Consider the following 24767-nt stretch of genomic DNA (forward strand, 5'->3'; position numbering starts at 1 on the left):
TTCAAAATTGTATTTAACATCCTTGAAAGGGGGTTCATTACCATTTTGGTTTTTTATTGGATGGTTTGGAACTTTATTCTTAAGAAATCTAGCTCTTATAAATGTTATTGATTGAATCATCGTACAAGACAATCAGGAAAAACTGGAGGAAAGTAAATGGAGGAACAAAAATTTCTCAAAACATTAGGAAACAGAGATGTCCTTGCCTTAGCATTCGGAGCCATGATCGGCTGGGGATGGGTTGTCACAACAGGATTATGGATTACAGAAGCAGGATCATTAGGCGCCATTCTCGCCTTTATCCTTGGTGGAATTCTTGTTATATTCGTCGGCCTAACCTACGCTGAATTGGCGTCTTCTCTTCCATTAGCCGGAGGAGAACATGTATACAGCTACAAGGCCATGGGCAGGGTGCCAAGTTTTATTACAACCTGGGCGATCGTTCTTGGATACGTGTCCGTTGTCGCTTTTGAAGCTGTAGCTCTTCCAACTGTATTCGAGTATTTAATCCCTAACTACAGTAAAGGTTATTTATACACTATTGCCGGCTGGGATGTTACGATCACTTGGGCTGGTGTTGGAATTTTAGGATCTATTCTTATTGCCTGGGTTAACTTCCGCGGTATTAAATTTTCAACTGCTATTACCTTCATTTTTACACTTGTTATTGCCATCGCTGGAATTTTATTAATTACCGGAAGCTCTTTTTCTGGAAGCACTGCAAATATGCAGCCGCTGTTTGAAAATGGAATGGCTGGACTCTTAACTGTTATTATTATGACCCCGTTTATGTTCGTTGGATTTGACGTTATTCCACAAGCTGCCGAAGAAATTAACCTCCCGCAGAGACAGATCGGCAAGCTGCTCATCTTTTCTGTTATCCTTGCTGTTATTTGGTATATCCTAGTTATATTTGGCGTTTCACGCATTTTGACTCCTTCTGAAATGGCTGAATCGAATCTTGTCACAGCAGATGCCATGGCAAAAGCATTTGGTGGAAGCCAGTTTATGGGGAATGTGTTGGTGTTAGGTGGAATTGGAGGCATCCTAACGAGCTGGATTGGGTTCTACGTAGGCGGAAGCCGGGCGATATATGCATTAGCTAAAGCGGGCATGCTTCCTAAGTCTCTCGGAGAATTGCATCCGAAATACAATACGCCTCATAAAGCGATTATGCTCATTGCTGTTTTATCTACGGCAGCACCATTATTTGGCCGCCCTGCTCTAGTATGGCTCGTGGATGCCGGCGGTTTAGGATTGGTTGTTTCTTGGTTCATGGTAGCGGTATCCTTTATTATCCTGCGTAAAAAAGTGCCTAACATGCACCGTCCGTTTAAGCTTCCTGGCGGTACAGCCATTGGCTGGATTGCAGCGTGTATGGCTTTAGGCGTATCCGTTCTCTATATGCCGGGCATGCCTTCAGCACTTATTTGGCCTTACGAATGGATTATCGTATTCGCTTGGGCCATCTTAGGATTCATCTTCTATAAAACATCCATGTCCAAATACGGGGCAGAAAACTCGGACAAGCATATGGATGAAGAAATTGATCGAGTCATCCAGTTTGATGATCAGCCTGAATTAAAGAAAAAGTCCTTATAAATGATGAAGGGTCAGTCCCCTGCCGCTTGAAAGCGGCGGGGGACTGACCCTTTTACTTTATTGGTGTTTGAAAGGTTTCAAATAGTTCAGTTAGACGGCCTTGCACTTCTATCCCCATCTCTTCTTCCACATATTGAGTCATTCGCTCGGCTATACCCTTCGCTTGGGCAGAAAAGTTTTTATTTAAAAGAAGCTGAATGTATTCAAAGTAAGCTTGTTCTTGATATGGATCTTTCTTTAAGATGTTTTCGAACAGCTCAAATGATTTGGAGTCGTCACCTTGCCTTGAGTAGTAATGTGCTAAGCTGCGGCAGATGTTAAAGTATTGCAGCCGCAGACTGTCCCTTTCCGCTTCTAGAAAAGACGCGTAAGGATACTCTTCAAAATAGTCTCCTTTGTATAACTCCACGGCCATCAGCATATTTTGAACATTTTGCTCATTGTCGATTGCTGTTAACTCCTTAAACCTTTCCACATCTAAATGCACATGGCGTGTATCAAACAAATAATGGCTTTTGGAACGAAGAATATAACTTGACTGATTGCCTGCTTCCAAATCAGGTTCGATCGTTTTTCTTAGTACCGACAAAGAAACATGAAATTGATTTTGCACGGAGTCAAGCAAGCCTTCCGGAAAGAGTGCCTCCATTAAAATATCTTTTTCTATTTTTTTGTTTCGATTCGTTATAAGAAACTGAAGCAATTGCAAGCTGGATTTTCTTTTAATCGTAATCGGTTTGCCTCGGTAATAAATTTTAAAATGGCCAAGTGTATAGATTTCCAATGAAGGTGCTTCTTTCTCTTTTATCATTACTTGATTAACCGGCTTGATCTCTTTCACCAGCCAATGATAATCATGTTCCCGGCAAAGCTGGAGCAATTCGTTGGTTTTTTCCTTCTCTTTTTTGGAATCCCCTCTTTTTTCGTACATGGTTCGCTGAGACATCAGTACTACACATTGATAATGGGTAAAGAGCGAAAAGGATTGATAGGCTTCTGAAAAACACCCTTCCGCTTCTGTCCATTGCTGATTCTCTAAATAGCTGTTCCCTAATTCTTGATTGGCCCAGCCTTTATCAAAATTGGTATTATACATATCCGCGATTTCAACTGCTTTTTTCCCCCACTCTATTGCCTCATAGATATTTCCTTGCAGCCTGGACATTCTCCCCCTTGTTGTATAGACGAACACAAGTGAGGAATGATCATCATTTTGCGCAATGTCGATCGCTTGTTGAATGTAAGGAGTCGCTTCATTTATTTTTCCCTCATCAAGATAAATGGTTGCAATCGTATCCAGAGCATGAAGCTGGGTATGCTTGTTTCCATATTGATCGGAAATATAAAGAGCACGGCGAATCGCTGTCATCGCTTCTGAATAATCTTCTAAATAACGATAAATCTCAGCCAGAAGATTTAAATTTAAAGCTGTCATCGGGTAGTCTCGAAACTTCTCAGAGCCCTTTAAGGATTCTAGAAATAGGTGCTTTGCTTTCATCAACTCCCCTCTCATCAAACAAATCGTCGCCAGCCGATGCTGGAGATTACAAAGCCACAATTCGTTTTTTTCTTTCTTTAATAGCATGATATTTTCTTCTAAATGCACCGTTAGCTCTTTTAATACAGAGAGCGGAATACAGCGGATGAGAAAGAGAGTATTGTTGGCGATCGATTCCTCAAAAGAAATTTCCTCAAGCCACCCATTTAAAAAAGTCATCGACTCGATCGGATTATAACGATCTCCAATCATCCCCATTATCTTCGCTGCCTTCGAGTAATCCTTCCCAATAATTAAATGCACAAAGGAGAAAACGAATTTATATTGCTCTTCATAAATATGCGCAAGTGCAAGATGGGTACTTCGAATTTCTTCATTTCCCACTTGTTCCTTATATTTTTCATATAAAAACCTGCGGAAAAGCCGATGATACCGAATCACCCCTTGATCGTCTTGATAAATAAACAAATGACGGGTTAACAGATGCTTTAAGATTTTTTCGGAGTGATCGATATGTAAAAAGCGGTTCATAACGGTTGGGTCTAGCTCAGAGAGCAGGCTTGTTTTACATAAAAAAGATTGGATTTCTTCATTCTGAGCTTCAAACACCTCTGTTGAAAGATAATCATAAATATCTTGGACGTGTGGAAAGGACGTCCAGAAGCGGGCGCGCTCCTCCCGATTTAAGTTGCTAATAAGCCCCAGCAACAGCTGATAGCTGGCTACCCATCCTTCTGTTCTTCTCTGAATTAACTTGATCTCATGGTCTTCCAGCTCTAGCTCGTGCATGCTATTAAAAAAATCACGCGTCTCCTCTACTGTAAAGGCAAGATCAAACGTCGTTAACTCTTTATATTTATGTTTTATTTTCAACTTTGAAAGAGGCAAATGCGGGCGTACCTGGCTAATGATGATAAAGCGTACAGCTGATGAACATTCATCTAGCAACCTATTCATAATAGATTGTATTTCGGGGCTTTTATCGATCCATTGATAATCATCTAATACGATCCATACAGGCTGCGACAGATCAGCCATCAAAGAAATAAGGGTATTTAATTCTGTCTCTACATATTGAGGCTCTATGATTTCGTTAGGAGCGTGTTTGTCCTTTAACTGTAAAATTCCTTTTTTTAGATAGCTGAGAAACACATGCGCATAACAATCTGTATTGGACAAGCTGTACCAAACACAAGGGATGTTTTTCTCCATGATATAGTTTGAGACACAAATCGTTTTCCCATAGCCCGTGTCACCTGTTACTAAAATGAGTGAAGAAGGATGAGGATGATCCAGTTCGGCCACTAAACGATGGCGTGTAAGATGTGGAGTGTAATTAGGTATTTTTAGCTTTGAATCTGCAATATTCAAGAAGTGTCCCCCCAACTTAAATCGTTCACGTAATCGATAAGATTTTTTGTTCTGTAAGTCATTTAAGTTGTTTTTGTAAGAAACCAGTAAGAAAAGAGTTTTATATTCAGTCTATACTAAATTTTTTGAATTAACAATCATTTGTCAAGGGGGTTTGAAGATGCAAGAAAGCTATAAATTGTTCATCGACGGAAAGTGGGTAGAGGCTTTATCCGGGAAGACATTCGAATCAATTAATCCGGCAACAGGTGAAGTAAATGCTTTAGTAGCCGAAGCCGGACGCGAAGATGTCGATTTAGCTGTAAAAGCAGCTCGTAAGGCATTTGAGAGTGGTCCGTGGGCTCATATGGCACCAGGCGATCGCGGCAGATTGCTGTATAAAGCGGCGCAAGTTTTATGGGAAAAAGCAGATTGGCTAGCTGAAATTGAATCAACGGATAACGGATTGCCGATTAATGAAACAAAATTTATCGCCATGCCAGCCATGATTGATGTGTTAGAGTTTTATGCCGGCTTAGCCAACAAAGTGGAAGGACGCACGCTCGCCTCTCCATCCAACCGCTTTAATTACACCTTAAAGGAACCGATTGGCGTTGTGGGAGCGATTGTTCCTTGGAACTTCCCCTTAATGCTGACGATGTGGAAGCTGGCTCCTGCTCTCGCTGCCGGCAATACGATTGTCATTAAGCCAGCGGAACAAACACCGGTAAGCATCTTAGAAATGGTAAAGATTTTTCAAGAAGTTGGCATTCCGGATGGCGTGATTAACGTGGTGCCAGGTTACGGCAAGGTGGCAGGAGATGCCCTTTCTTCTCATCCAGACGTTGATAAAATCGCCTTTACCGGATCCACCTCAACTGGGCGTTTAATTATGCAGGCGGCTAGTAAGAACCTTAAGCCAATCAGCTTAGAATTAGGAGGAAAATCGCCAAATATTGTGTTCGATGACGCCAATATTGAAAACGCTGTCAACGGTTCGATGTTTGGCGTGTTCTTTGCCCAAGGCCAAGTATGTGCATCCGGAACGCGCCTCTTTGTCCAAGATAGCATTTACGACAAATTCATGGATTCCTTCGTTAAAAAAGCCCAATCGATTCGAGTTGGCAACCCGTTAGATCCAGCCACACAAATGGGACCGCAAGTCTCGATGCAGCAATTAGATAGAATCCAGCAATACGTAGCAGTCGGTCTTGAGCAAGGTGCTAACCTTGTAATAGGCGGTGAGCAAAATAAAGAGGCCGGAAATGGCTACTTCTTCACCCCTACCGTTTTCGAAAATGTAACGAACGAAATGACGATTGCCCGTGAGGAAATATTTGGGCCCGTTCTTTCTGTTATTCGCTTTAAGGATGAAGAAGATGTCTTGAAAAGAGCAAACGATACGATCTACGGTTTAGCTTCTGGATTGTGGACATCTGATTTAAAACGGGCTCATCGAATGGCAAGAGGACTAAAAGCCGGTACGGTCTATGTCAATACATTTAGCATGTTAGACAGCGCGGCGCCTTTTGGAGGAACAAAACAAAGTGGATTTGGCAGAGAGCTTGGAATTCAAGCGTTAGATATGTACACAGAAACGAAAAGTGTCTGGATTGACTTAAGCGATGAAGGCTTGAATTGGTATGGTCAATAAAAGCCACTTTTAACTATAAATCAAAATTTTAGGAGGTATTCATATGTCAACAAATGTCTCATTAGCCAATAAAACAGCTGAACAATTAATCGAATTAGATAAAAAACACTTCTTTCATCCTACTACTCCTTTGAAGGCACAACAAACGTTTGGCCCTGCCACGATTATCACAAAAGGACAAGGCATTCATGTGACAGATGTCTACGGAAAAGAATACATTGACGGCGTTTCTTCACTCTGGAATGTCAATATTGGTTATGGACGAAAAGAAATAGCCGAAGCCGCCAGTCGGCAAATCATGACGCTTTCATATGGCTCCTCTTTCTTTAATAATTCTCACGATGTCGTCATTCGCCTTTCTGAAAAACTGGCCAGCATGGCACCAGGGGATTTAAATGTAAGCTTCTTCACATCTGGCGGCTCTGAATCAAATGAAAGTGCGATCAAAATCGTTCGTCATTATTGGAAGTTAAAAGGACAGCCAGAACGAAAAAAAATCATCACCCTAGATCAAAGCTATCACGGCGTCACGATGGGAGCCACTAGTGCCACTGGCGTTCCAGAATTTAAAGAAATGATCACAGCGATCGCTCCTGACTTTCTGCATGCGCTGCCATTCCAAACCGAATGTGAACTCGGCGACAAATCAGCGCCAGGCTACGATAGAAGCATCAGAGGCATGATTGAAACAGAGGGTCCGGAAACGATTGCAGCGGTCATTCTTGAACCGGTACAAGGAGTCGGCGGTGTTCGAATTCCACCTGAGGGTTATTTAAAGGCCATCCGAGCACTATGTGATGAATATGGAATCTTTATGATTACAGATGAAGTCATTTGTGGTTTCGGCCGCACCGGCAAAATGTTTGGAGTCGAGCATTGGGATGTAGTGCCTGACTTAATGTCCGTCGCCAAAGGGATTACAAGCGGATATGTCCAACTCGGTGCCGTCATGATGTCTGAAAAATTAAGAGATGAATTAGCGGAACTGTCAGAAAGTGTATTTTTCCATGGCTTTACTTACAGCGGCCACCCAACAGCCTGTGCTGTCGCCTTGAAAAATCTCGAAATCATCGAAACAGAGGGGCTTGTAGAAAATGCGAGACAAATGGGAGAAGAGCTGCTAAAAGGGCTTCAATACCTTGAAAATACCCACAAAACAACAGCCAAAGCAAGAACCATCGGGTTAATGGGCGGCATTGAATTATTGGCTGATCCTGAAAATGATGTTCCTTTTGATTCATCGATCTATGCGGCACCTGCTGTAGTAGAAGAATGCGAAAAACGCAATCTTATCTTAAGACCGCTCACGTTCGGAGGATTAAACGTCGTTGCCCTCGCCCCGCCGCTCATCGTGAACAAACAGGATGTTGAAACGATGATCGAAAAACTATCAGACTCGATTCGAGCTTTTGAAAAGAAAGCTTTATAGAGTCATGATGGAGAAAGATATCCCTCTTCAATAAGAGGGATATCTCTCTTATCATTTGGCAAGACCTTTTCCTTTGGCTTTACCGTAAAAAAATGTAGGGAGAGTGACTAATGGAAGAATTAAAAGCTCCTCATATAAATGTAAGTGAACCGTCACTAAAGAAGGTGTTTAAGACACGAGATCTCGTTATCTTCGGGATGGTGTTTATGGCCCCCGTATCAGCCCAGACCCTTTTTGGCGAACTGACACAAGTATCCCACGGCCATGCAGTATTGTCCTATTTAGTCGGTTTGATGGCGATGATTTTTACAGCGATCTGCTACGGGAAAATGGCGGGCGCCTTTCCGAAGGCCGGTTCTACTTATAGTTATACGTCTCAGGCGATTCATCCCAAGATTGGCTATCTGGCCGGCTGGTCGATCCTCTTAGACTACTTATTAATCCCGATGCTGCTATATAAACTAAGTGCTGTCTTCTTAATGGAGCTGCTCCCTTCTGTTCCTTTATGGCTCATGTTGCTTTTATTTGTCGTGCCGGTCACCTTGAGCAATTACTTTGGCGCACAAATTACCTCCCGTGTTAATCTGATCATGACAGCACTCATGCTTCTCAGTTTAGTTTTATTTATTGGTTTTGCCATTAAAAGCTTATTAGCACAAGGTGGAATCAGCAGTCTCTTCTCTATGCAGAGTATTTACAACCCAGAAACGTTTACAATGGACTCTTTAATTACAGGTGCCTCTCTTGCCGTACTTTCTTACCTCGGATTTGACGCTGTAACGACAATGTCGGAGGATTCCAAAGTAACGGGCAAGATGGTAGGGAAGGCAGCGGTGCTCGCCCTGTTAATTAGTTCCTTTTTTTACATTCTACAAGTGTACTTTGCAACTCTTATTACACCAGATTTTACTTCTTTTGCTTCTCAAGAAACGGCCTTTTTTGAAATTGCCACTGCTGTCGGCGGCAGCGGACTAGCCACCATCTGTACGCTTATTATTGCGGTATCTGGAATTTCAACAGCATTAGCCGGCCAGGCTTCTGCTTCCAGAATCTTATATAGCATGGGCGGAGATCAAATGTTACCGAGCATACTCGCCCGCCTGCATCCTAAATATCAAACACCTTATGTCAGTATTATCATCCTAGCCATTGTGGGGTATGCAGGCGCTGTACTCATCCCCCTGCCTGTCCTATTTCAGTTAATCGTCTTTGGAGCACTCATCGGGTTCTTGTGTGTTAATTTATCGGTTATCGCTGAGTTTTATCTAAGACGTAAAGAAAGAGGCATAAGAGGGGTTTTACTGAACTTAGCCGTTCCCTTGTTAGGGTTATTTGTATGCAGTTACATTATGTTGGGAATGGGACCCATAGGAAAAATAGTAGGCGTCTCATGGATACTCGTAGGATTTATTACCTTAGTTATTCATACAAAAGTGTTAAAGAGAGATGCTGCGGCTGTATTCGAGAATATGTAATAACGAAGGGTCAGTCCCCTGCCGCTTGAAAGCGGTGGGGGACTGACCCTTTAGTCTTCACTCAAAAACCCAATGAGACGCAACAAGTTAATGAACAAGTTAACAAGATCTAAATACAGATTAAGCGCTAAGAGCGGCACCATGTCACTCGTAATCGTCATTCGCTTCATTTGATTAAAGTCATACATGACATAAAGAGAGAAAAGAACCGTTCCAATGATGGAATAAACGAACATGGCAGTAGAAGAAAACGGCCAAAAGAAATTCATGATCGACAAGGTAAGCAGTGCCAATAAAACAGTAAGCAGCAAGCCGCTTAAAAAAGATAAATCTTTTTTCGTTTTTGTCCCCGCTGCCGCCATTGCAAAGAAGACGACGAACGTAGAGGCTAAAGCCCCTAGTACGACTTGGGCTCCCGATGTCATTAAATAATAAGAAACGATTGGATAGGTCGTGATTCCAGATAAGAGAGTAAATACATATAAGAACGTGTACCCTACTGCTTTTCTTTTACGTAAAAAGAAAGCCCCTACTAATAGAAGAATCTCTAACACCGCAAGCGGCAGAAAGAGTGCTGGTGGAACAACGGTACCTACTCCCATGCCAACGAGTGCCACACCGAGTGACATCGCAAACGCTCGCAGAACCGCATTCATCTGATTATGATTCGATACTTCAGGTATTGTATAAGATGACATTACGTGACTCCTCCCTTCATTTTTACCAATCTATACGGATTTTTGGCTAAAAGGTTTCAGGAAATAAGCCGGCAGTAAAATTTTTAAGATTCAGGCACTTTTAGACAGAGTGTCAGAGTCTTTGTTTTCGGCAAATGACTTTTTCATATACGGATAAATCCACCGATCTCCCCCTATTCTTCCCGCATTCATCCCAGCCATAAGAATCAATAGGCCAAGGATTACCAGTTGCGGATTTGTACTCATCGTCCCTGAAAGCAGATAAGAAAAATTCATCACAAGCCCCATTAGCATTGCATAGGAAGTGAAAACCCCTAAGATCAGACCAAGGCCAACTAAGAACTCTCCCCAAGGCACTAATACGTTAAAGATCCCAACGTTTGGCAAAGCGACTTCCTTCAAAAACTCTCCCCACCAGGGCTGCACAGCCGGATGATCACCGGACATTTTGCCGACGGCCCCCTTTAGAAAGCCACTGGCATCAAACTGTCCACCGCTGATCTTCTCCCAGCCCGCCTGCAGCCACTGCCATCCGAGATATAAACGTAAGAAAAACAATAGATAAGATGCATACAAATTTCCCCTTAAAAAACGAATAAACATAAAAATTCCCCCTAAATAAAATCAATTGATAATGATTATCATTTTCTTTTAAATAGTGAGCACCGTCAATATGAAAATGGGAGCAAAACTTCTCTAAGACTATTTTACCGACTTCACATTGTTGAGTATTTTAAAGACACAAAGGAAACTCAAATTTTTAATGAATTTTTAGAATTAACAAACAATTTATCATATAATAAAAGTAGACGACCTATTTGACGTCTTTGCACTTATTTTCACCTGAATATTTAGTGTTTGGCACGAGGCTCTACTAAACTCTGATGGGAGGGAAAGGAATGAGTGAACAAAGGTTTTTGAAGACGTTAGGAAATCGAGATGTTCTTGCTTTGGCATTTGGAGCGATGATTGGCTGGGGCTGGGTGGTGACGACCGGGCTATGGATTACAGAAGCAGGTTCATTAGGCGCTATTCTGGCTTTCATGATCGGCGGCATCGTGGTGACATTCGTCGGCTTAACGTATGCAGAGCTGGCATCCGCTCTTCCACTGGCCGGGGGCGAGCACGTATACAGCTACAAGGCGATGGGCCGGGTTCCGAGCTTTATTACGACATGGGCGATCGTTCTTGGCTACGTATCGGTCGTGGCTTTTGAAGCCGTAGCTCTCCCCACCGTATTTGAGTATTTAATCCCCCATTACAGTAAAGGCTACTTGTACACGATTGCAGGCTGGGATGTTACGATTACTTGGGCTGGTGTCGGTATTCTTGGTTCTATTATCATCGCCTGGATCAACTATCGCGGTATTAAGTTCTCAATGGCGATCACCTTTATCCTCACACTCGTTATTGCGATTGCCGGCGTATTGCTCATTACCGGCAGCTCCATCTCCGGCAGCACGGCTAACATGCAGCCGCTTTTTGAAAAAGGGACAGCCGGGTTGTTAACCGTTATTATTATGACTCCGTTTATGTTCGTCGGTTTTGACGTTATTCCGCAAGCTTCTGAAGAAATTAACCTCCCGCAAAAACAAATTGGAAAGCTCTTAATCTTCTCAGTCATGCTAGCTGTTGTCTGGTACGTTGCCGTTATATTCGGTGTATCCCGCGTGTTAACACCAGCAGAAATGGCCGAATCCAATCTCGTGACCGCTGATGCGATGGCAAAAGCATTCGGAAACAGTCCGATGATGGGCAATATTCTCGTACTCGGAGGAATCGGCGGCATTCTAACGAGCTGGATCGGGTTCTATGTAGGCGGAAGCCGTGCCATTTATGCGCTCGCCAAATCCGGTATGCTGCCGAAATCGCTTGGGGAATTGCATCCAAAGTATAATACCCCTCATAAAGCCATTCTCTTAATTGCTGTTTTATCTACGGCCGCTCCCCTGCTGGGCCGTCCAGCGCTAGTATGGCTTGTCGATGCTGGCGGATTAGGACTAGTCGTCGCCTGGTTCATGGTCGCCGTCTCCTTCATCATCCTGCGCAAAAAAGCACCAAACATGCACCGGCCGTTCAAGCTGCCCGGCGGCACAACACTTGGCTGGATTGCCGCTCTCATGGCCTTAGGCGTCTCCGTTCTTTATATGCCCGGCATGCCTTCTGCCCTCGTCTGGCCTTATGAATGGATGATTGTCTTCGCCTGGGTGATTCTCGGTTTTGTTTTCTACAAGACGTCAATGTCTAAATACGGAACGGCTAATTCCGACCGGCATATGAATGAGGAAATTGACCGGGTGATTCAATACGATGATGATTCGGATTTTGGGAAAAAGAGCCTGTAAGCTACTGATTTTTAAAGGAGCTGCCGAATTTGGCAGCTCCTCTTGTTTAGCGTGGCAAATCAGTGATCCAATTTGGAGTCCGTTCCGATTCAACGCCGGCCAATAATCGGCTCTTCTTTCTAGCCAAATCTACAAACAGCTTAGAAATTGCCTGATGGACATCAGGGTGAAAATAGGATTCTTTAAAAATATATTCATAGTAGGGAGAGGCCTCTCCCTCTTTTAACTCTGTCCGGAAATCTATATGTTCCTCTACTACTGTTAACAAATCAGCCGCCTGAAAGGGCCGAACATAAAACCGAAGAACAACCCCCTCAATCATTTCACCATTATGACCTTTATACTGAACCGTTGCTGCCTGAGTGTGCCCTCCTACCGGAAAAAAGAAGGGAACACTTTGCCTTTTAGCTTCTGAATCGTCAATCATAAACCCCACCTCATTCAAATGCCGGCAAACATTCCAAAACAGTTCCTTCCCTTGCGGCTTCAGCCTCACATTTCTTCACCTCTCCTTTACTTTTTCAAATAGCCCTTTATACATAAAGCGGATAGCCTGATTAAATCCTAAACTTAACAACCAATTCATTTAAATGCTGCACTAACTGATTCATTTCATCGACTGATAATAATATTTTTTCACAGTCTCTTGTCTGCTCCTGCATGGGCATCGCGACCTGTCTCGAAGAAGCCGCACTCTCTTCTGACCCAGCCGAGATCGACTCTGCCTCTGTCACTAATTGGGCAGCATCTTCATGCAATTCTGATATATGGTCTCCATTTAAATGAATCTTCCTTGTCATCTTTTCAATAGAATCTGACATACTGCAAAAAGCCTTGCTGGCCTGTATGACTGACTAAGATTGTCTCGAAGTCATTTCCTCTACATCCTTCATTGCATGAACGGTATTGTCCGCATCTCCTAAGACAGAATGCATAATCTCCTTAATGTGATCGGTTGCTTTTCGTGTTTGATCCGCGAGCTTTCTAATCTCCTCGGACACCACGCTAAAGCCTTTGCCATACTCTCCCGCTCTCGCTGATTCAATCGAGGCAAAGCTTTATCCAACTTTCAATAAATAGGTGGAAAATACCAATTTAACGATATTATTCTATCACCTTCTCCCTGTAGGCTGTATCATTTTTTTACTCATTTAAATAGAAAAACACACGGCAAAGGCCGTGTGTTCAAGCTGTTGATGAGATCTTTTACTGTAAGTTCAAGTGATCTTTAAAGATATTTGACACTCTTTCTCTCTCTTCATCTGGTACTAAATAGTAGTAGATGCCGCCGATTTTCTGTCCATTGCCTTCAATTTGCTCCTGCTTAATGTTACTTCTGGCACCGGCATAGTTCTTTTGAATAGCCCTGATTTCATCCACCGATAGGTTTGTTTGCATATTCGTCTTAAGAGCACCTAGTATATCGTTGTATTTCCAAAGCGAGTTGATGCTCGCCCCTTCATCAAGGATTCCCTGTATCACTTGGCGCTGGCGGGCTTGTCTGCCGAAGTCTCCCTGCGGATCCTCGTGTCTCATTCTCGTATATTGCAGCGCCTGCTGCCCAGTTAAATGAATGGTTCCCTTGTCAAAGCTTTCTCCCCCATAAGAGAAAGCAAACGGATTGTCGACTGTCACGCCGCCGACGGCATCCACCAGTTCTTTAAAGCCATCCATGTTCATTTCAACATAATAATCGACCGGTACATCGAGAAACCCTTCGACGGTTTTCGCAGCCATGTTCACTCCGCCAAATGCATAGGCATGATTAATCTTATCTTTTTTACCTTTTCCGGCAATTTCCACACGCGTGTCCCGGGGGATGCTTAACATTTCTACAGAATTCTTCTGGCCGTTTACGGACATAAGCAGCATCGTATCCGAACGTCCCCGATCGCCTTCCCGCTCATCTACACCTAACAGCAATACGGTAAAAGCCTCCTTGTCTTGTAACGACACATCTTTATTCCGTTTATCCGATTTCTCCAGCGCTGACTTGTTAACTATGTCTTTGTAAGCACTGTTAAACGAAGAATATATACTGAATGCCGCAATAGCTCCAATAACTAATAGGATCAATAATACAATACCAACAAACTTTTTCTTTTTTCTTTTTTGCCTAGCTCTTTTTCTTTCCATTGTATGAGTTCTCCTTTTTATAATCCCCTATGAACATTTTACTACTGTTCTAGATTATCATGGATTGCTGATTTAGCAAGTAAAAAGATATAAGGAAATTCCTTAAAATAGAATTAGAAAAGAGAGCAGTCACCGCTGTTCTCCCATTTCGATGAACTGCCTTTTACCTTACTATGTTTCTGATAATTCTTTTTATTATTTATTTTCGCTTTATTAAACACAAAAATAGTCGATAAAGTACATAGAAACGTTTACATTGGAGGAGACCTCATGCGACAAAGAGAAGGAAAGTTAAGTACAAAAATTACGATGCCTTTATTGATAGGAATGTTACTTATTCTTGTCGTAACAACTTTTATTCTATTTAAGAATACGAAAATGACCGTGGAACAGACAATCTCTAACTTTAGTATGAACACAGCTAAAAACATCGCTTCTGGCTTAGACACGGAAACCTTTGAACAATTCCTGGACAACCCCGTCGAATCAGATGACTATTGGAAGCTGAGAGAGCAGCTTGGTGATTATCAAGTGAAATCTGGGGCTGCTTACGTTTATATCCTCAACGAAAAAAATAAAGCGATTACCATCCTTGTGGACGGTTCACCGAAGGATGCAGAGGATGCGGCTGAGATTGGGGCTCCCACAACAGGTACTACATATGAAGACGTGGAGCCCGCTTTAAAAGGGGGCACAGCGTCAACAGACATTATTAATGATCCCCAGTATGGAAAATATTTATCGGCGTTTGCTCCTATTAAAAATAAGAACAATGAAGTGATTGGAATATTAGGGGTCGATATTATGGCGGAGGATGTAGGGGCTATACAAAACCATGTCATTTCTCACTCTCTGCCTCTGTACCTGTCTATTCTTCTGCTGCTGGTTGCGGGCACAAGCGCCCTGCTATTCTTTTATACAAAATCACGCCTTGCTCCTCTATCCGTAATCTCAAAGACGGCAAGAGAAATTCAGAATGGAGAGCTTGAAAAAGCAGAGCAATTAATTAACGGGCTTGTGATTAAAGGAAATGACGAAATCAAGCATGTCGGAGAGTCATTTAAAAGCATGACCGAGCGAATTAAAAGATTGCTTGCTCATATTGCAGACATTTCCGGCCATCTCGTTCAGACAGCTGAACAGCTTTCAGCAGACGTGCATTCTGCCAAGGATTCAAATAAAAATATATTTTGGAAGATTGATAATATCGCAGAGGGAAGCAGAAGCAACTTGCAGCAGTCAGAGGAGTCAGTGAGAGCGATGGAGGAAATGGCGATCGGCATTCAGAAAATTGCCGACTCTTCTTCCAGTGTGTCCGAATCATCGAATGATGTTACGAAAACCGTTGAAGCAAGCGACCAGGACATCGTCAAAGTTATTGATGAAATCCAAGGCGTCGAAACGTCTATCACCGAAACAGCCAACAAGCTGAAAAACATGATTAACCAAGTCGACGAAATCAGCCAAATTACAAAAGTCATTACCGATATCTCAAACCAAACCAATTTGTTATCATTAAATGCCGCTATTGAAGCAACACGAGCCGGCGAGCATGGAAAGGGATTTGCTGTCGTGGCGGAAGAAGTCAGAAAGCTCGCTGAAAAGTCGAAGTTCTCCGCAGAAGAAATATCCCGGCTGATCAATGACTTTACCCATACGACTCATAGTGTGATTTCCGATATGAATGAAAGTACTGGAAAAGCACATAAAGGAACAGAGGCCGTCATGCATACAGGGGAAATGTTCACCCACATTCTGAATTCTGTTCAAAAGGTAAACGAAGAAATCCAGGAAGTATCGGCTGTCACAGAACAATTAAGCGCCGGATCAGAAGAAATCTTCGCCTCGCTCGAACAGTTTTCAATCATCACGAAACAAACAGCCAAAGACACGATTGACGTCGCAGACGCCTCGAAGGAAGAACTGATCCAAATGGATAAAATCGAAGAAACGACGATTATATTGAAGAAGTTTGCAGAGAAGTTGGAAGAGTCGGTGGCGGTGTTTAAATAGGATGTTATCATTAGAAAACAACAGAGAGCCAACCACTTTTCGTGGTTGGCTCTCTAGTTTGTTCGTTACTTCTTAGCCATTTCCGAATTATAAAGGAAGATCGCAAAGTCACCTCGTGTAATCGGAACAGATGTTCCAAATTCATAATCGTTAATGCCCGTAACGATTTTATAGCGAACGAGTGAAGAAATAGCGTTATCATAGCGCGGGTTCACATCCACAAATGAATGACGGGTGCTGCCTGGTGTAAATTTGTACGCACGTTGCAGGATTAATGCCATTTCACCGCGTGTAATCTGATCATTCGTTCCAAACGATGTTTTCGTTTTGCCGCTGACTATTCCGCTTGCTTTTAAAGCATTCACATAAGCTTGTCCACGTGCCGGTACATCTGTAAATCCTGCTTTAGGAGCGGCAGCCGTGTCTAACGCAAGTGCTTTGGCAATCATAATAGCGGCGTCCACCCGTTTAATTGTCGCCTCAGTACCGAATGTCGTTTTGGATAAACCGCTCGTAATCTTTTTGCCCACTAAATAATTGACAGCATCAACGTGAATCGGTTTCAAGTCTGTAAATTGCTGTGCATTTACATGGATCACAGCCTTGGCCGTAAATCCCTTATAAGAAGCTGTAATCGTGGCGGTCCCCGGCTTCAGTGCTTGGAACTTTCCATAGATGAAAGTTGCCACATCCGGATTTTCCGAGCTCCACTGGACTTCCGCAGAAGGAATGGCCTTTACCTCTCCATTGCTGTATTTTCCTTTAACTGTAAAACCCTGAACATCATCGATGCCCATATAAAGAGAGGCTGGAGTGATCTGAATACTAGTCAGTTCGTTAAAGAGAATCGTTGTATCGTACACCGTGCCTCCGACAACTAAACGCTTGCCATTATGGCTAAATGCCACATCATTCGTATTATAATAGTAGAAGTTAGATTTCCCCTCAGCTACCAACTTTTTCGTCTCGGTATCAAATATTTTAAGGGGGCTGTACTGCTCTGCCACTGCAATATATTTGTGATTTACATTAAAATCAAAGTCTTTCCATTGGTTACTGTAATCATTCTCTTCTAAAGGGATCATTCCATAATTAGAATCTACATCAAATAGATATGGCTGATTCTCATTAACTAAAGAAAAGTATAAAACTTGGTTATCGGCGGAATACTTTAGTTTCACAATATTGGAGAAATAAGCAGAACCAACCGATTTAGTGTTTATGTACTCTCCATTCACTGCATTCCTTATATTAAGACTGCCATCCTTAAGCCCAATGGCTAAATGCTGTTTAGCGGAATTGTACGCCAAGGTAGTTGGCAATGAAGGCATCGTCAACTCCAGTAGCTTTGTTCCTTTTAAAACATCCCAATAAATAACCGTATCATTACTATCAGCAGTATACAAAATAGTCCCATCGTTATTTAATGCAATGTCATAAAATTTTCTGTAGTCATTTTTTTCTACCGTTAAAGTCGAAAGCAAAAGACCAGTCTGCACATCCCAAACCTTTACATTTCCGCTGTAACCTGCGCTAATAGATACGAGACGCTGGCCGTCCGGGCTGAATAGTACTTTAGAAATCTCGTAGTCATTACTACCTGCCCATTTGTTCACCTGCGCCCCCGTGGCCGCATTGTATACCGTAATGTAGCCGGACGAATCACCTGTCACAATAAACTTATCATCCGGACTAAAAATCCCTGTCGAAATAGTACTATCGGATTTTAATTCTGCTATTTTAGGCAAATTCAATACCTCTTCTGCACTTGCCTTCTCGGAGAATACAAAGCATGCCAAAAAAGCCGCCAGCACCATAAATAACTTCTTCATTCTACGTCCCCCTACATCTAATTTACTATCTTAGAAAGCCTCAATTCCATCAACAAAATAGGAAACATTCAAACAATTTAATGCTCGCTTTCCTCAAGTCAATAGAACCAGGCTTATTATCCCATAAGATAACGGGGGAATATGTATAAATTTGTCGAATTAGGATAAATTCATCTTTTTAAGCCCCATAAAGTAAGAAGCTGACTAAACCATTCCTTAAAAAGGTAACTTTCTTCTTCATGTCCTGAAAACCTATTTCCTCCCCCTCTCTAGGCAAAGAAACATCGATTTTGACTCATTTGCCGCAATGGGCAGAACTTAAATAACCTTAAACAAAGAAGGCTTCTCATCATGTAGAAACAACCGGAGGAATAAATTTCTTTCATTTCCTCTTTTACCATTAAAGGGTACAACTTCCTGGTGCATTAGAGTATATTTAGAGTTAGTGAGACAAATATTATGTAAGGAGAGGAATAGGATGAAGAAGCTTGTTTTTTTATTTGCAACGTTTGTTATGCTGTTCAGTGCAGCCCCTATTTTAGCGAATGCTAGCACAGGAAATGCCACTGTCGCTGTTGACAAACTAAATGTTCGGGAGAACCCTAGCAAAACGGCACGAGTTATCGGTTCTCTGCCAAAGAGAAAAGGTGTATATGTATATGAAACAAACTCGAGCGGCTGGTCTAAAATTAAGTTTAACAACACTGCGGGATATGTAGCTACGGGTCATTTGAAATTTCCAGGCAGCCCTTCCACTGCGCCCGTAACCGGGAAAGAAATGGTTGTAAATGCGTCAAAGCTGCATGTTCGTGCTACACCAAGTCCGAAAGGAAAAATAATTGGATCATACTCCAACGGAACAAAGGTGTATGTATACAGCACGAGACCGGGCGGCTGGGCAGAGGTCCGCTATAACGGCAAAGTAGGATTTGTCGCCTCCGCTTACTTGAAAGCACCTCAATCTAAAGTAACCTATGAATATATTGGTGAATTCATGTGGATCAACGCCAGCTCATTAAATGTGAGAGCTACCCCAAGCCCTAAAGGAAAAGTCATTGGCTCACTTCCACGTTATGCCAACATATATGTAGTAGGCGTGTATTCAAATGGCTGGGCAGAAATCGTCTATAAAGAGAATCCTGCTTATGTCTCATGGGAGTATCTGGAGCTTTATTAAACATACGGGCTTCTTGTTTTCATAACGCCTCCTGCGTTCAGCATTATCAACTTGCCAGACTCTGCTTAGCAAGATTGCGTATTACATACTAAACGAACAAAAAGAGGTGATAAAAAATGAAATCAGCATTGAAAATAATGCTGTCATTTATTCTATTGATAGTCTTCTCAGCTCCTTTTGCTCAAATGAGTACAGAGGCATCTGGAAAATTCAAAGATGTCCCGAGTGATCATTGGGCTATCAATGAAATTAAACAATTAAATAGTAAGGGAATTATTAATGGATTCCCAGATGGAACTTTTAAACCTAGCCAGAATGTAACGAAAGCACAGGCTGCCATTATGGTCGCTAAAGCAATGAATATAAATTTAAAAAATAGACCAAATCCTCATTACTCCGATATTGGGGCTAGTCATACCGCTTATAAAGCAATCGCTGCCTTAGCCGACGACGGGATCTATCTCCCTTCAAAGAACTTTTATCCTAACCAGGCACTGACGAGAGAGGAAATGGCCAGGATCTTGGCAACTGCTTATTATCTCGAAGGCACAGGCAATTCCAGCTTTAAAGATGTGCCAAAAAGTTATTGGGCCTACAAATATGTAGACGCTTTGGCGTACCACCATATTACTTCAGGTTATCCTGATGGAACTTTTAAATTAAAAACTCCTGTAACTAGAGCCCAATTTTCCGTGTTTGTCTCTAAAACTATGGGCATTGAAGGAAACACAGGCCCAGAGGTACCTAACCAAGAAAAAGTAAGAATTCCCGATCCTAACTTAGAGAGGGTCATACGAGAGGCACTTAGAAAACCAACGGGAACGATTACAAAAGAGGATATGTCAAAATTAATATGGTTAGATGGAAGCGATGAAGAGATAACAGATTTAACAGGGCTGGAGTTTGCAACGAGCCTAACCGATCTTGAACTAGTTAGAAATCAAATCTCAAACATTAACGCTTTAAAAAATTTGAAAAATTTATCAGAATTAGATCTAGCCGTAAATAACATCACGGATATTAGCGCCTTAGAAGGCTTAACGAATTTAACAGAACTAGATTTATTAAATAATCAAATCTCTGATATTCGAGCATTAAAAAACTTGACGAATTTAACTACGCTTGATTTGTCAGTTAATCAAATTTCCGATATTAGCGCTTTAGGAAACATGATAGACTTAACAAACTTAGATATTACTAATAATGAAATTTCAAATATCAACGTGCTCGGTCGATTACCAAACTTAGACATCCTTTATTTATCAGCCAATCAAATCTCTGATATTACTGAATTAAGAAATTTAACAAACCTGACAGAGCTGGATTTATTTAATAATCAAGTTTCAGATGTTAGCCCTCTAATGAGTTTAACAAATTTAACAAGACTCACTTTACTACAAAATCAGATTACCGATATCAGTGCATTGGAAAACTTAATAAATTTAACATCACTTGATGTTTCAAAAAATAAAGTCTCTGATATTAGTGCCATTAAAAACTTAACGAATTTAACAGACATAGGGTTATATGACAACCAAATCTCAGATATTAGTACGTTAAGAGATTGGAAGAACTCAGTTGAGTACCTTAATTTAATGGGGAATCCTCTAACTCAGGATGCGCTAGAAGTTATAAAACTATTAAAGAAAAAAGGAATGACGGTGGATTATCCATCTGAGTTAGATGTGGTGGTAAAAGAGGATAAGCCGATCACTGCCTTTCAAATGACTTATGAACAAGTAAAAAGTAAAGAGATAAGGAAGCTGATTTTAGATAACCCAGCTATTCCCTATCTCGAATATGATGCACAAAAGTATGGGTTAAGCAGCCGGTTAGGCTATCATTTCCATGCGGGCCAACTGGAATCTGCTGTATATGAATTTAACGTGAACTCGAAAGATTATACTAATAATCAGCTGGAAACCTTATATAGAGACTTACAAGACACTGCTATCGAGGAATTCGGTGAGTCGTATAGGACTGAAGAAGAAATTAACAAAGAGTATGTTTATTTACGGACCTCCTGGATTGCCCATGACGAGCATGACGCTGTGCTGCTAGTGACCAATAAAAAAGAGCCGTATAAAGAGAATTCTATTTCTATTAGCCTGACTTACTATTCACCTTGGGCACTCGCACCAGAGTCATCACCGTTACCATACTACCCCTCTATTTATTAATATAAGAAAAAGTATATGAATAGACACTATGAAAAAGGCTGTTGGGGAATCACCAACAGCCTTTTTTTAACCTGTGCCATTTCCTAATTAAAACTTTGATTGAACCAGCTTTCCTTTGTACACATACAAGATCGTACGATTCGTTGAGTCATATTGCAGAACATCCATCGGCTCTACCGGAATGTTAATATTTTTTATGAATTGGCCATTTAAGTTAAATGGAGGAAAGGTATACTCCCCCATCCCAACCGATTACAATCCTTTGCTTTTTGGCCACAGAAACATCGATTGCAGTATGTTAGCGATTGTTTGAAAAAGAGACTGTCCTAAAAGTTAATAGTTAACAAAATTAGAACAGCCTCTTTTCATTTCTATATATTATTTAGATGATAATCGATAAATAAAGATAGCCAGCTGGCCGCGTGTTAGTTTTTGAGAGACACCAAAAGATCTAGCTGAGATACCATTTGTGACTCCATTGGCAACTAGTGCATTTACTGCTTCCTTGTATCGGTCAGACACATCTGTAAAAGAAGAAGATTGGCCATTTCCAGACAGATTATACGCCCGCTGTAATATAATCGCAATTTCTCCGCGTGTTAATGGATCGTACGCACCGAATCTTGTATCTGTTTTCCCCCCTATAATTCCTGCTTCTTTTAACGCATTCACTGCTCCCACTGCACGAGCTGGCACATCAACAAATCCGGAATTTTTTGCTGCTTCTATGTCTAAGTTTAATGTTTTAGCTAACCAAACAGCAGCATCTGCACGGTTAATGTTTTTTGAAATGCCAAACTCTGTTTTAGATAGACCACTTGTAATTTGATGTCGGACTAAATAATCTACAGCTGGACGATAAGCGGATGTCACGTCTTTAAATTGAACATTCACCGGTTGGAGTTCAGGAATAGTAAGTGTATATATTCCCTGATCGTTGAAACTCTCCCCAGTCACATAAAAAAAATAATCTTTATTAGGAATCAAACTGTAAGTAATAGCTTGTGTTTGGGGATTATTTTCTTCTCCATTATAAGTCGTTACGCGTTCCAGCCGATCTCCGTTTTCGTCAAGCAATGAAACTTTAGAACGAAAAGAGGCACTTACTTTAATATTTGCTTTTGTCGGCTCTTTAACACGCAGCTTATAGTAATCATCGCGGTCGTTCCAACTAATTAGCCCTTTTACCGTACCGGAAATCGGAAATACCTGAGCTGTCACAGTACCATTATTATTCTCTATTTCCGTATTGCCAGCTGTAGCATAAGAAACTTTAATCTTATATTTTCCTGTGTAGCCGTATGAATGTTTACTGACTTTCGCATAATACTTCCCTGGCTCAAGATAGACGTTAAGAAATTCCTTTTTAGGTGTTTCCGGTTTGCCATACCAAACGCTTGTATTTCCCCAGACACTCTTGCCGGTTTCATAGTTGATTAGATTAAAATAAACTGCTTCTATGTAAGAATCCAGCTGAACTGTTACTTTCCCTGCTTTTTTCACCTCGAACTCATAGTAGTCTTCAGAGTCATTCCAACTGATAAAACCGGTAATTGGCGCTTGAGGCAGTGAAATCTTTTCAGCGATCTCTGTTCCGTTATTAGGCTCTATTTCGGTAGCCTTTGACTCTTCAAAAGAGGCCTTAATCATATAATCTCCATTATAAGAGTAGGAATGCCTTTGGATGATAACCGTATAATTCCCTTCTTCTAAATCCACAGAATATTGATCTTTAGCTGGATTTCCAGTTTTCCCATACCAAACACTATTTCTCCAAATCTGCTTATTATTTTCGTCACGTACTTCCCAATTCACTGCTTCCATATAAGATTGCAAATTAATTGTAAGAGTACCCGATTTAGCAAGTGTATAAGTATACTGGTCCTCTGTATTGTCATCCGCTATTGTTCCATTATATGACTGTTCGAATGCGCCTTGAGCAGCAGAAACGGATATACCATTAAAAATTACAACTATAAACAATGAAACAAATAAGGCAGTTATGTACTTCTTCATCTTATTCCCCTCCAAAAATCCCTAGTCATTTTAACCTATTATTATTTTACATTAATGGATATACTTTTCAATACGAATATTCTTTAGTATAGACCTTCTCATTTCCCATATGCCTAAAATATATTGTTTAATGTCTTCCATGTTTGCTTTCTATATACCAGCTTTTTCACTACCTTTTCAATACATCACACCTATTTAACTATTGATAAAACTTTGAGAAGCAACCATCACCACTTCACCTGCTTAGTCATATACAGTGTGCCTTCATTTTGCTGGAATGCTAGTTTGTTTACCAAGTAATCTTCTCTAATAGTGTAACTCCCTCGTATTGAAGAGGATCAGGATATATTCCTTGTTATTAAATCCCTTTACTCTCCTAAATAGTCACCTTTTCTGTTTAACTTTCTTAAACGAATAGAAACTTAAAAACATTGAAAACTCCATGAGCTTTTTATTAGCTAGTCTTTTTTCAACAAAACTAGCCCTAACTCCTTTAAGGAGTTAGGGCTTCATGCGTAATTCAATATTAAAAGGTGTCTTTATCCGTTAGGACATTACTTCTTTTTTCTCTCCTTATTCTTCTCTCTTAATTACTTTTTCAATAAGCCGGTCATCTAGCACGCTTGTAGATTCTTGATTCATCAAAATAGCTTTTCCTTGAACAGAGATCCATCGTTGAATTTCACCAATATTTTTTAACAGCTCTGTATTGCCTTTTATCCAGTTATCAAACAGAACAGAGACATGCTTCTGGTCTACCTGTATGCCTAAATTATTCAGTGCTTTCTTCCATTTTTCTTCGGAGGAAGCTGACTTGGCACCTTGTATGTAATTCTCTAGTTCACCAATCGCACGCTTAACAAGCTGGTCTAGCTTCTCTTTTGATTCAATAACTGTAATCCCTTGATTTCTCATCCACGACTGGATCCATAAACGGCCGGCTTTGCCGCTGTCAATATAAGCAGTATGCATCTTCTCAATAAGAACGTTATCTATGAGTTCTGTCTTAATTGGAAAAGAAACAGCTTTTATTTCTGGCTTAGCCACTTGCTTATGCAGCCCCCATTTTCCGCGTAAAAACTTAATACGAATATCACACTCCAGCCGTTCCTCGGAGAAGCGTGGCAGACGATTTAACTCTTCAGAAAGCAGGTCAAGGTCTTCCTGGGTACCACTTTCTTGCTTATCAAGTTGGTCCAGTTGAATAGACAACCGGCGAAAAATAGCCGTTATATCATAAGATTCACTAGACTTAATGTTTAAAGAATTTAGGTTTCCTAAAGACGTATCATGCAATGTATTATCTGCAATTGTACCTTTTTGTAAGAACTGCATGGCATCCCCCTACTTAGTATGATAGCT

At 41.2% G+C, this 24767-nt stretch carries 17 protein-coding genes and 3 pseudogenes; 9 read left to right on the forward strand and 11 right to left on the reverse strand.

The window, feature by feature from the left end; all coding sequences use genetic code 11:
* Nucleotides 1-156: 156 nt before the first annotated feature.
* A complete protein-coding gene (locus AC623_RS18115; protein WP_049665131.1) occupies nt 157-1602 on the forward strand; it encodes an APC family permease in 1446 nt (481 codons plus the stop codon).
* 52 nt (nt 1603-1654) lie between these two features.
* Here the strand turns inward: AC623_RS18115 and AC623_RS18120 are convergent, their stop codons facing one another.
* Nucleotides 1655-4471, reverse strand: coding sequence for a tetratricopeptide repeat protein (locus tag AC623_RS18120; RefSeq protein ID WP_049665133.1), 2817 nt, complete (start codon nt 4469-4471; stop codon nt 1655-1657).
* Between the two features lie 160 nt (nt 4472-4631).
* On the opposite strand from AC623_RS18120, the gene betB reads away from it, so the two are divergent.
* The 3 genes from betB to AC623_RS18135 all read left to right on the forward strand — a co-directional run bounded on the left by betB (nt 4632) and on the right by AC623_RS18135 (nt 9008).
* Nucleotides 4632-6104 carry a betaine-aldehyde dehydrogenase gene (gene betB, locus AC623_RS18125; protein ID WP_049665134.1) on the forward strand — a complete coding sequence of 491 codons (1473 nt, stop codon included), beginning with the start codon at nt 4632-4634 and terminating at the stop codon, nt 6102-6104.
* Nucleotides 6105-6147: 43 nt separating this feature from the next.
* Nucleotides 6148-7533 (forward strand): aminotransferase family protein, encoded by a 1386-nt coding sequence (locus AC623_RS18130; protein ID WP_049665136.1) that lies wholly within the window; start codon nt 6148-6150, stop codon nt 7531-7533.
* Between the two features lie 110 nt (nt 7534-7643).
* Nucleotides 7644-9008, forward strand: coding sequence for an APC family permease (locus tag AC623_RS18135; RefSeq protein WP_049665137.1), 1365 nt, complete (start codon nt 7644-7646; stop codon nt 9006-9008).
* A 50-nt stretch (nt 9009-9058) separates the two neighbouring features.
* On the opposite strand, the gene AC623_RS18140 is transcribed toward AC623_RS18135, so the two are convergent.
* Both AC623_RS18140 and AC623_RS18145 read right to left on the reverse strand, forming a co-directional pair.
* Complete coding sequence (locus tag AC623_RS18140; RefSeq protein ID WP_049665139.1) at nt 9059-9706, reverse strand: Bax inhibitor-1/YccA family protein; 648 nt, start codon at nt 9704-9706, stop codon at nt 9059-9061.
* A gap of 90 nt (nt 9707-9796) precedes the next feature.
* Nucleotides 9797-10309 carry a DoxX family membrane protein gene (locus tag AC623_RS18145; protein WP_049665141.1) on the reverse strand — a complete coding sequence of 171 codons (513 nt, stop codon included), beginning with the start codon at nt 10307-10309 and terminating at the stop codon, nt 9797-9799.
* A 296-nt stretch (nt 10310-10605) separates the two neighbouring features.
* Between AC623_RS18145 and AC623_RS18150 the strand changes: the two genes are divergently transcribed.
* Nucleotides 10606-12051: an APC family permease gene (locus AC623_RS18150; protein WP_049665142.1), complete on the forward strand. Its 1446-nt coding sequence runs from the start codon at nt 10606-10608 to the stop codon at nt 12049-12051.
* Nucleotides 12052-12097: 46 nt separating this feature from the next.
* Here the strand turns inward: AC623_RS18150 and AC623_RS18155 are convergent, their stop codons facing one another.
* The 4 genes and pseudogenes from AC623_RS18155 to AC623_RS18165 all read right to left on the reverse strand — a co-directional run bounded on the left by AC623_RS18155 (nt 12098) and on the right by AC623_RS18165 (nt 14187).
* Nucleotides 12098-12478, reverse strand: coding sequence for a hypothetical protein (locus AC623_RS18155; RefSeq protein ID WP_156187079.1), 381 nt, complete (start codon nt 12476-12478; stop codon nt 12098-12100).
* A 130-nt stretch (nt 12479-12608) separates the two neighbouring features.
* Nucleotides 12609-12872: a hypothetical protein gene (locus AC623_RS18160; RefSeq protein ID WP_049665145.1), complete on the reverse strand. Its 264-nt coding sequence runs from the start codon at nt 12870-12872 to the stop codon at nt 12609-12611.
* A gap of 33 nt (nt 12873-12905) precedes the next feature.
* Nucleotides 12906-13103 (reverse strand): annotated as a pseudogene (locus AC623_RS22435) (methyl-accepting chemotaxis protein); the annotation flags it as partial.
* A gap of 154 nt (nt 13104-13257) precedes the next feature.
* Nucleotides 13258-14187 carry an LCP family glycopolymer transferase gene (locus AC623_RS18165; protein ID WP_049665148.1) on the reverse strand — a complete coding sequence of 310 codons (930 nt, stop codon included), beginning with the start codon at nt 14185-14187 and terminating at the stop codon, nt 13258-13260.
* A 411-nt stretch (nt 14188-14598) separates the two neighbouring features.
* Between AC623_RS18165 and AC623_RS22440 the strand changes: the two are divergent.
* Both AC623_RS22440 and AC623_RS22445 read left to right on the forward strand, forming a co-directional pair.
* Nucleotides 14599-15261, forward strand: a pseudogene (locus tag AC623_RS22440) (methyl-accepting chemotaxis protein); the annotation flags it as partial.
* Between the two features lie 384 nt (nt 15262-15645).
* A pseudogene (locus AC623_RS22445) lies at nt 15646-16200 on the forward strand (methyl-accepting chemotaxis protein); the annotation flags it as partial.
* A 65-nt stretch (nt 16201-16265) separates the two neighbouring features.
* On the opposite strand, the gene AC623_RS18175 reads toward AC623_RS22445, so the two are convergent.
* On the reverse strand, nt 16266-18032 hold the full coding sequence (locus AC623_RS18175; RefSeq protein ID WP_049665152.1) for an S-layer homology domain-containing protein: 1767 nt from the start codon (nt 18030-18032) through the stop codon (nt 16266-16268).
* Nucleotides 18033-18510: 478 nt separating this feature from the next.
* On the opposite strand from AC623_RS18175, the gene AC623_RS18180 reads away from it, so the two are divergent.
* Both AC623_RS18180 and AC623_RS20835 read left to right on the forward strand, forming a co-directional pair.
* On the forward strand, nt 18511-19209 hold the full coding sequence (locus AC623_RS18180; RefSeq protein WP_049665154.1) for an SH3 domain-containing protein: 699 nt from the start codon (nt 18511-18513) through the stop codon (nt 19207-19209).
* 116 nt (nt 19210-19325) lie between these two features.
* Nucleotides 19326-21389: a leucine-rich repeat domain-containing protein gene (locus tag AC623_RS20835; RefSeq protein WP_053104177.1), complete on the forward strand. Its 2064-nt coding sequence runs from the start codon at nt 19326-19328 to the stop codon at nt 21387-21389.
* A gap of 87 nt (nt 21390-21476) precedes the next feature.
* Here AC623_RS20835 and AC623_RS21610 read toward each other — a convergent pair whose 3' ends face one another.
* The 3 genes from AC623_RS21610 to AC623_RS18195 all read right to left on the reverse strand — a co-directional run bounded on the left by AC623_RS21610 (nt 21477) and on the right by AC623_RS18195 (nt 24740).
* A complete protein-coding gene (locus AC623_RS21610) occupies nt 21477-21632 on the reverse strand; it encodes a hypothetical protein (protein ID WP_156187080.1) in 156 nt (51 codons plus the stop codon).
* 135 nt (nt 21633-21767) lie between these two features.
* Complete coding sequence (locus AC623_RS18190) at nt 21768-23405, reverse strand: S-layer homology domain-containing protein (RefSeq protein ID WP_049665157.1); 1638 nt, start codon at nt 23403-23405, stop codon at nt 21768-21770.
* 573 nt (nt 23406-23978) lie between these two features.
* Nucleotides 23979-24740: a hypothetical protein gene (locus tag AC623_RS18195; RefSeq protein WP_049665159.1), complete on the reverse strand. Its 762-nt coding sequence runs from the start codon at nt 24738-24740 to the stop codon at nt 23979-23981.
* Nucleotides 24741-24767: the final 27 nt, after the last annotated feature.

The sequence above is a fragment of the Bacillus sp. FJAT-27231 genome, assembly GCF_001183975.1.
GTDB lineage: Bacteria > Bacillota > Bacilli > Bacillales > Domibacillaceae > Pseudobacillus > Pseudobacillus wudalianchiensis.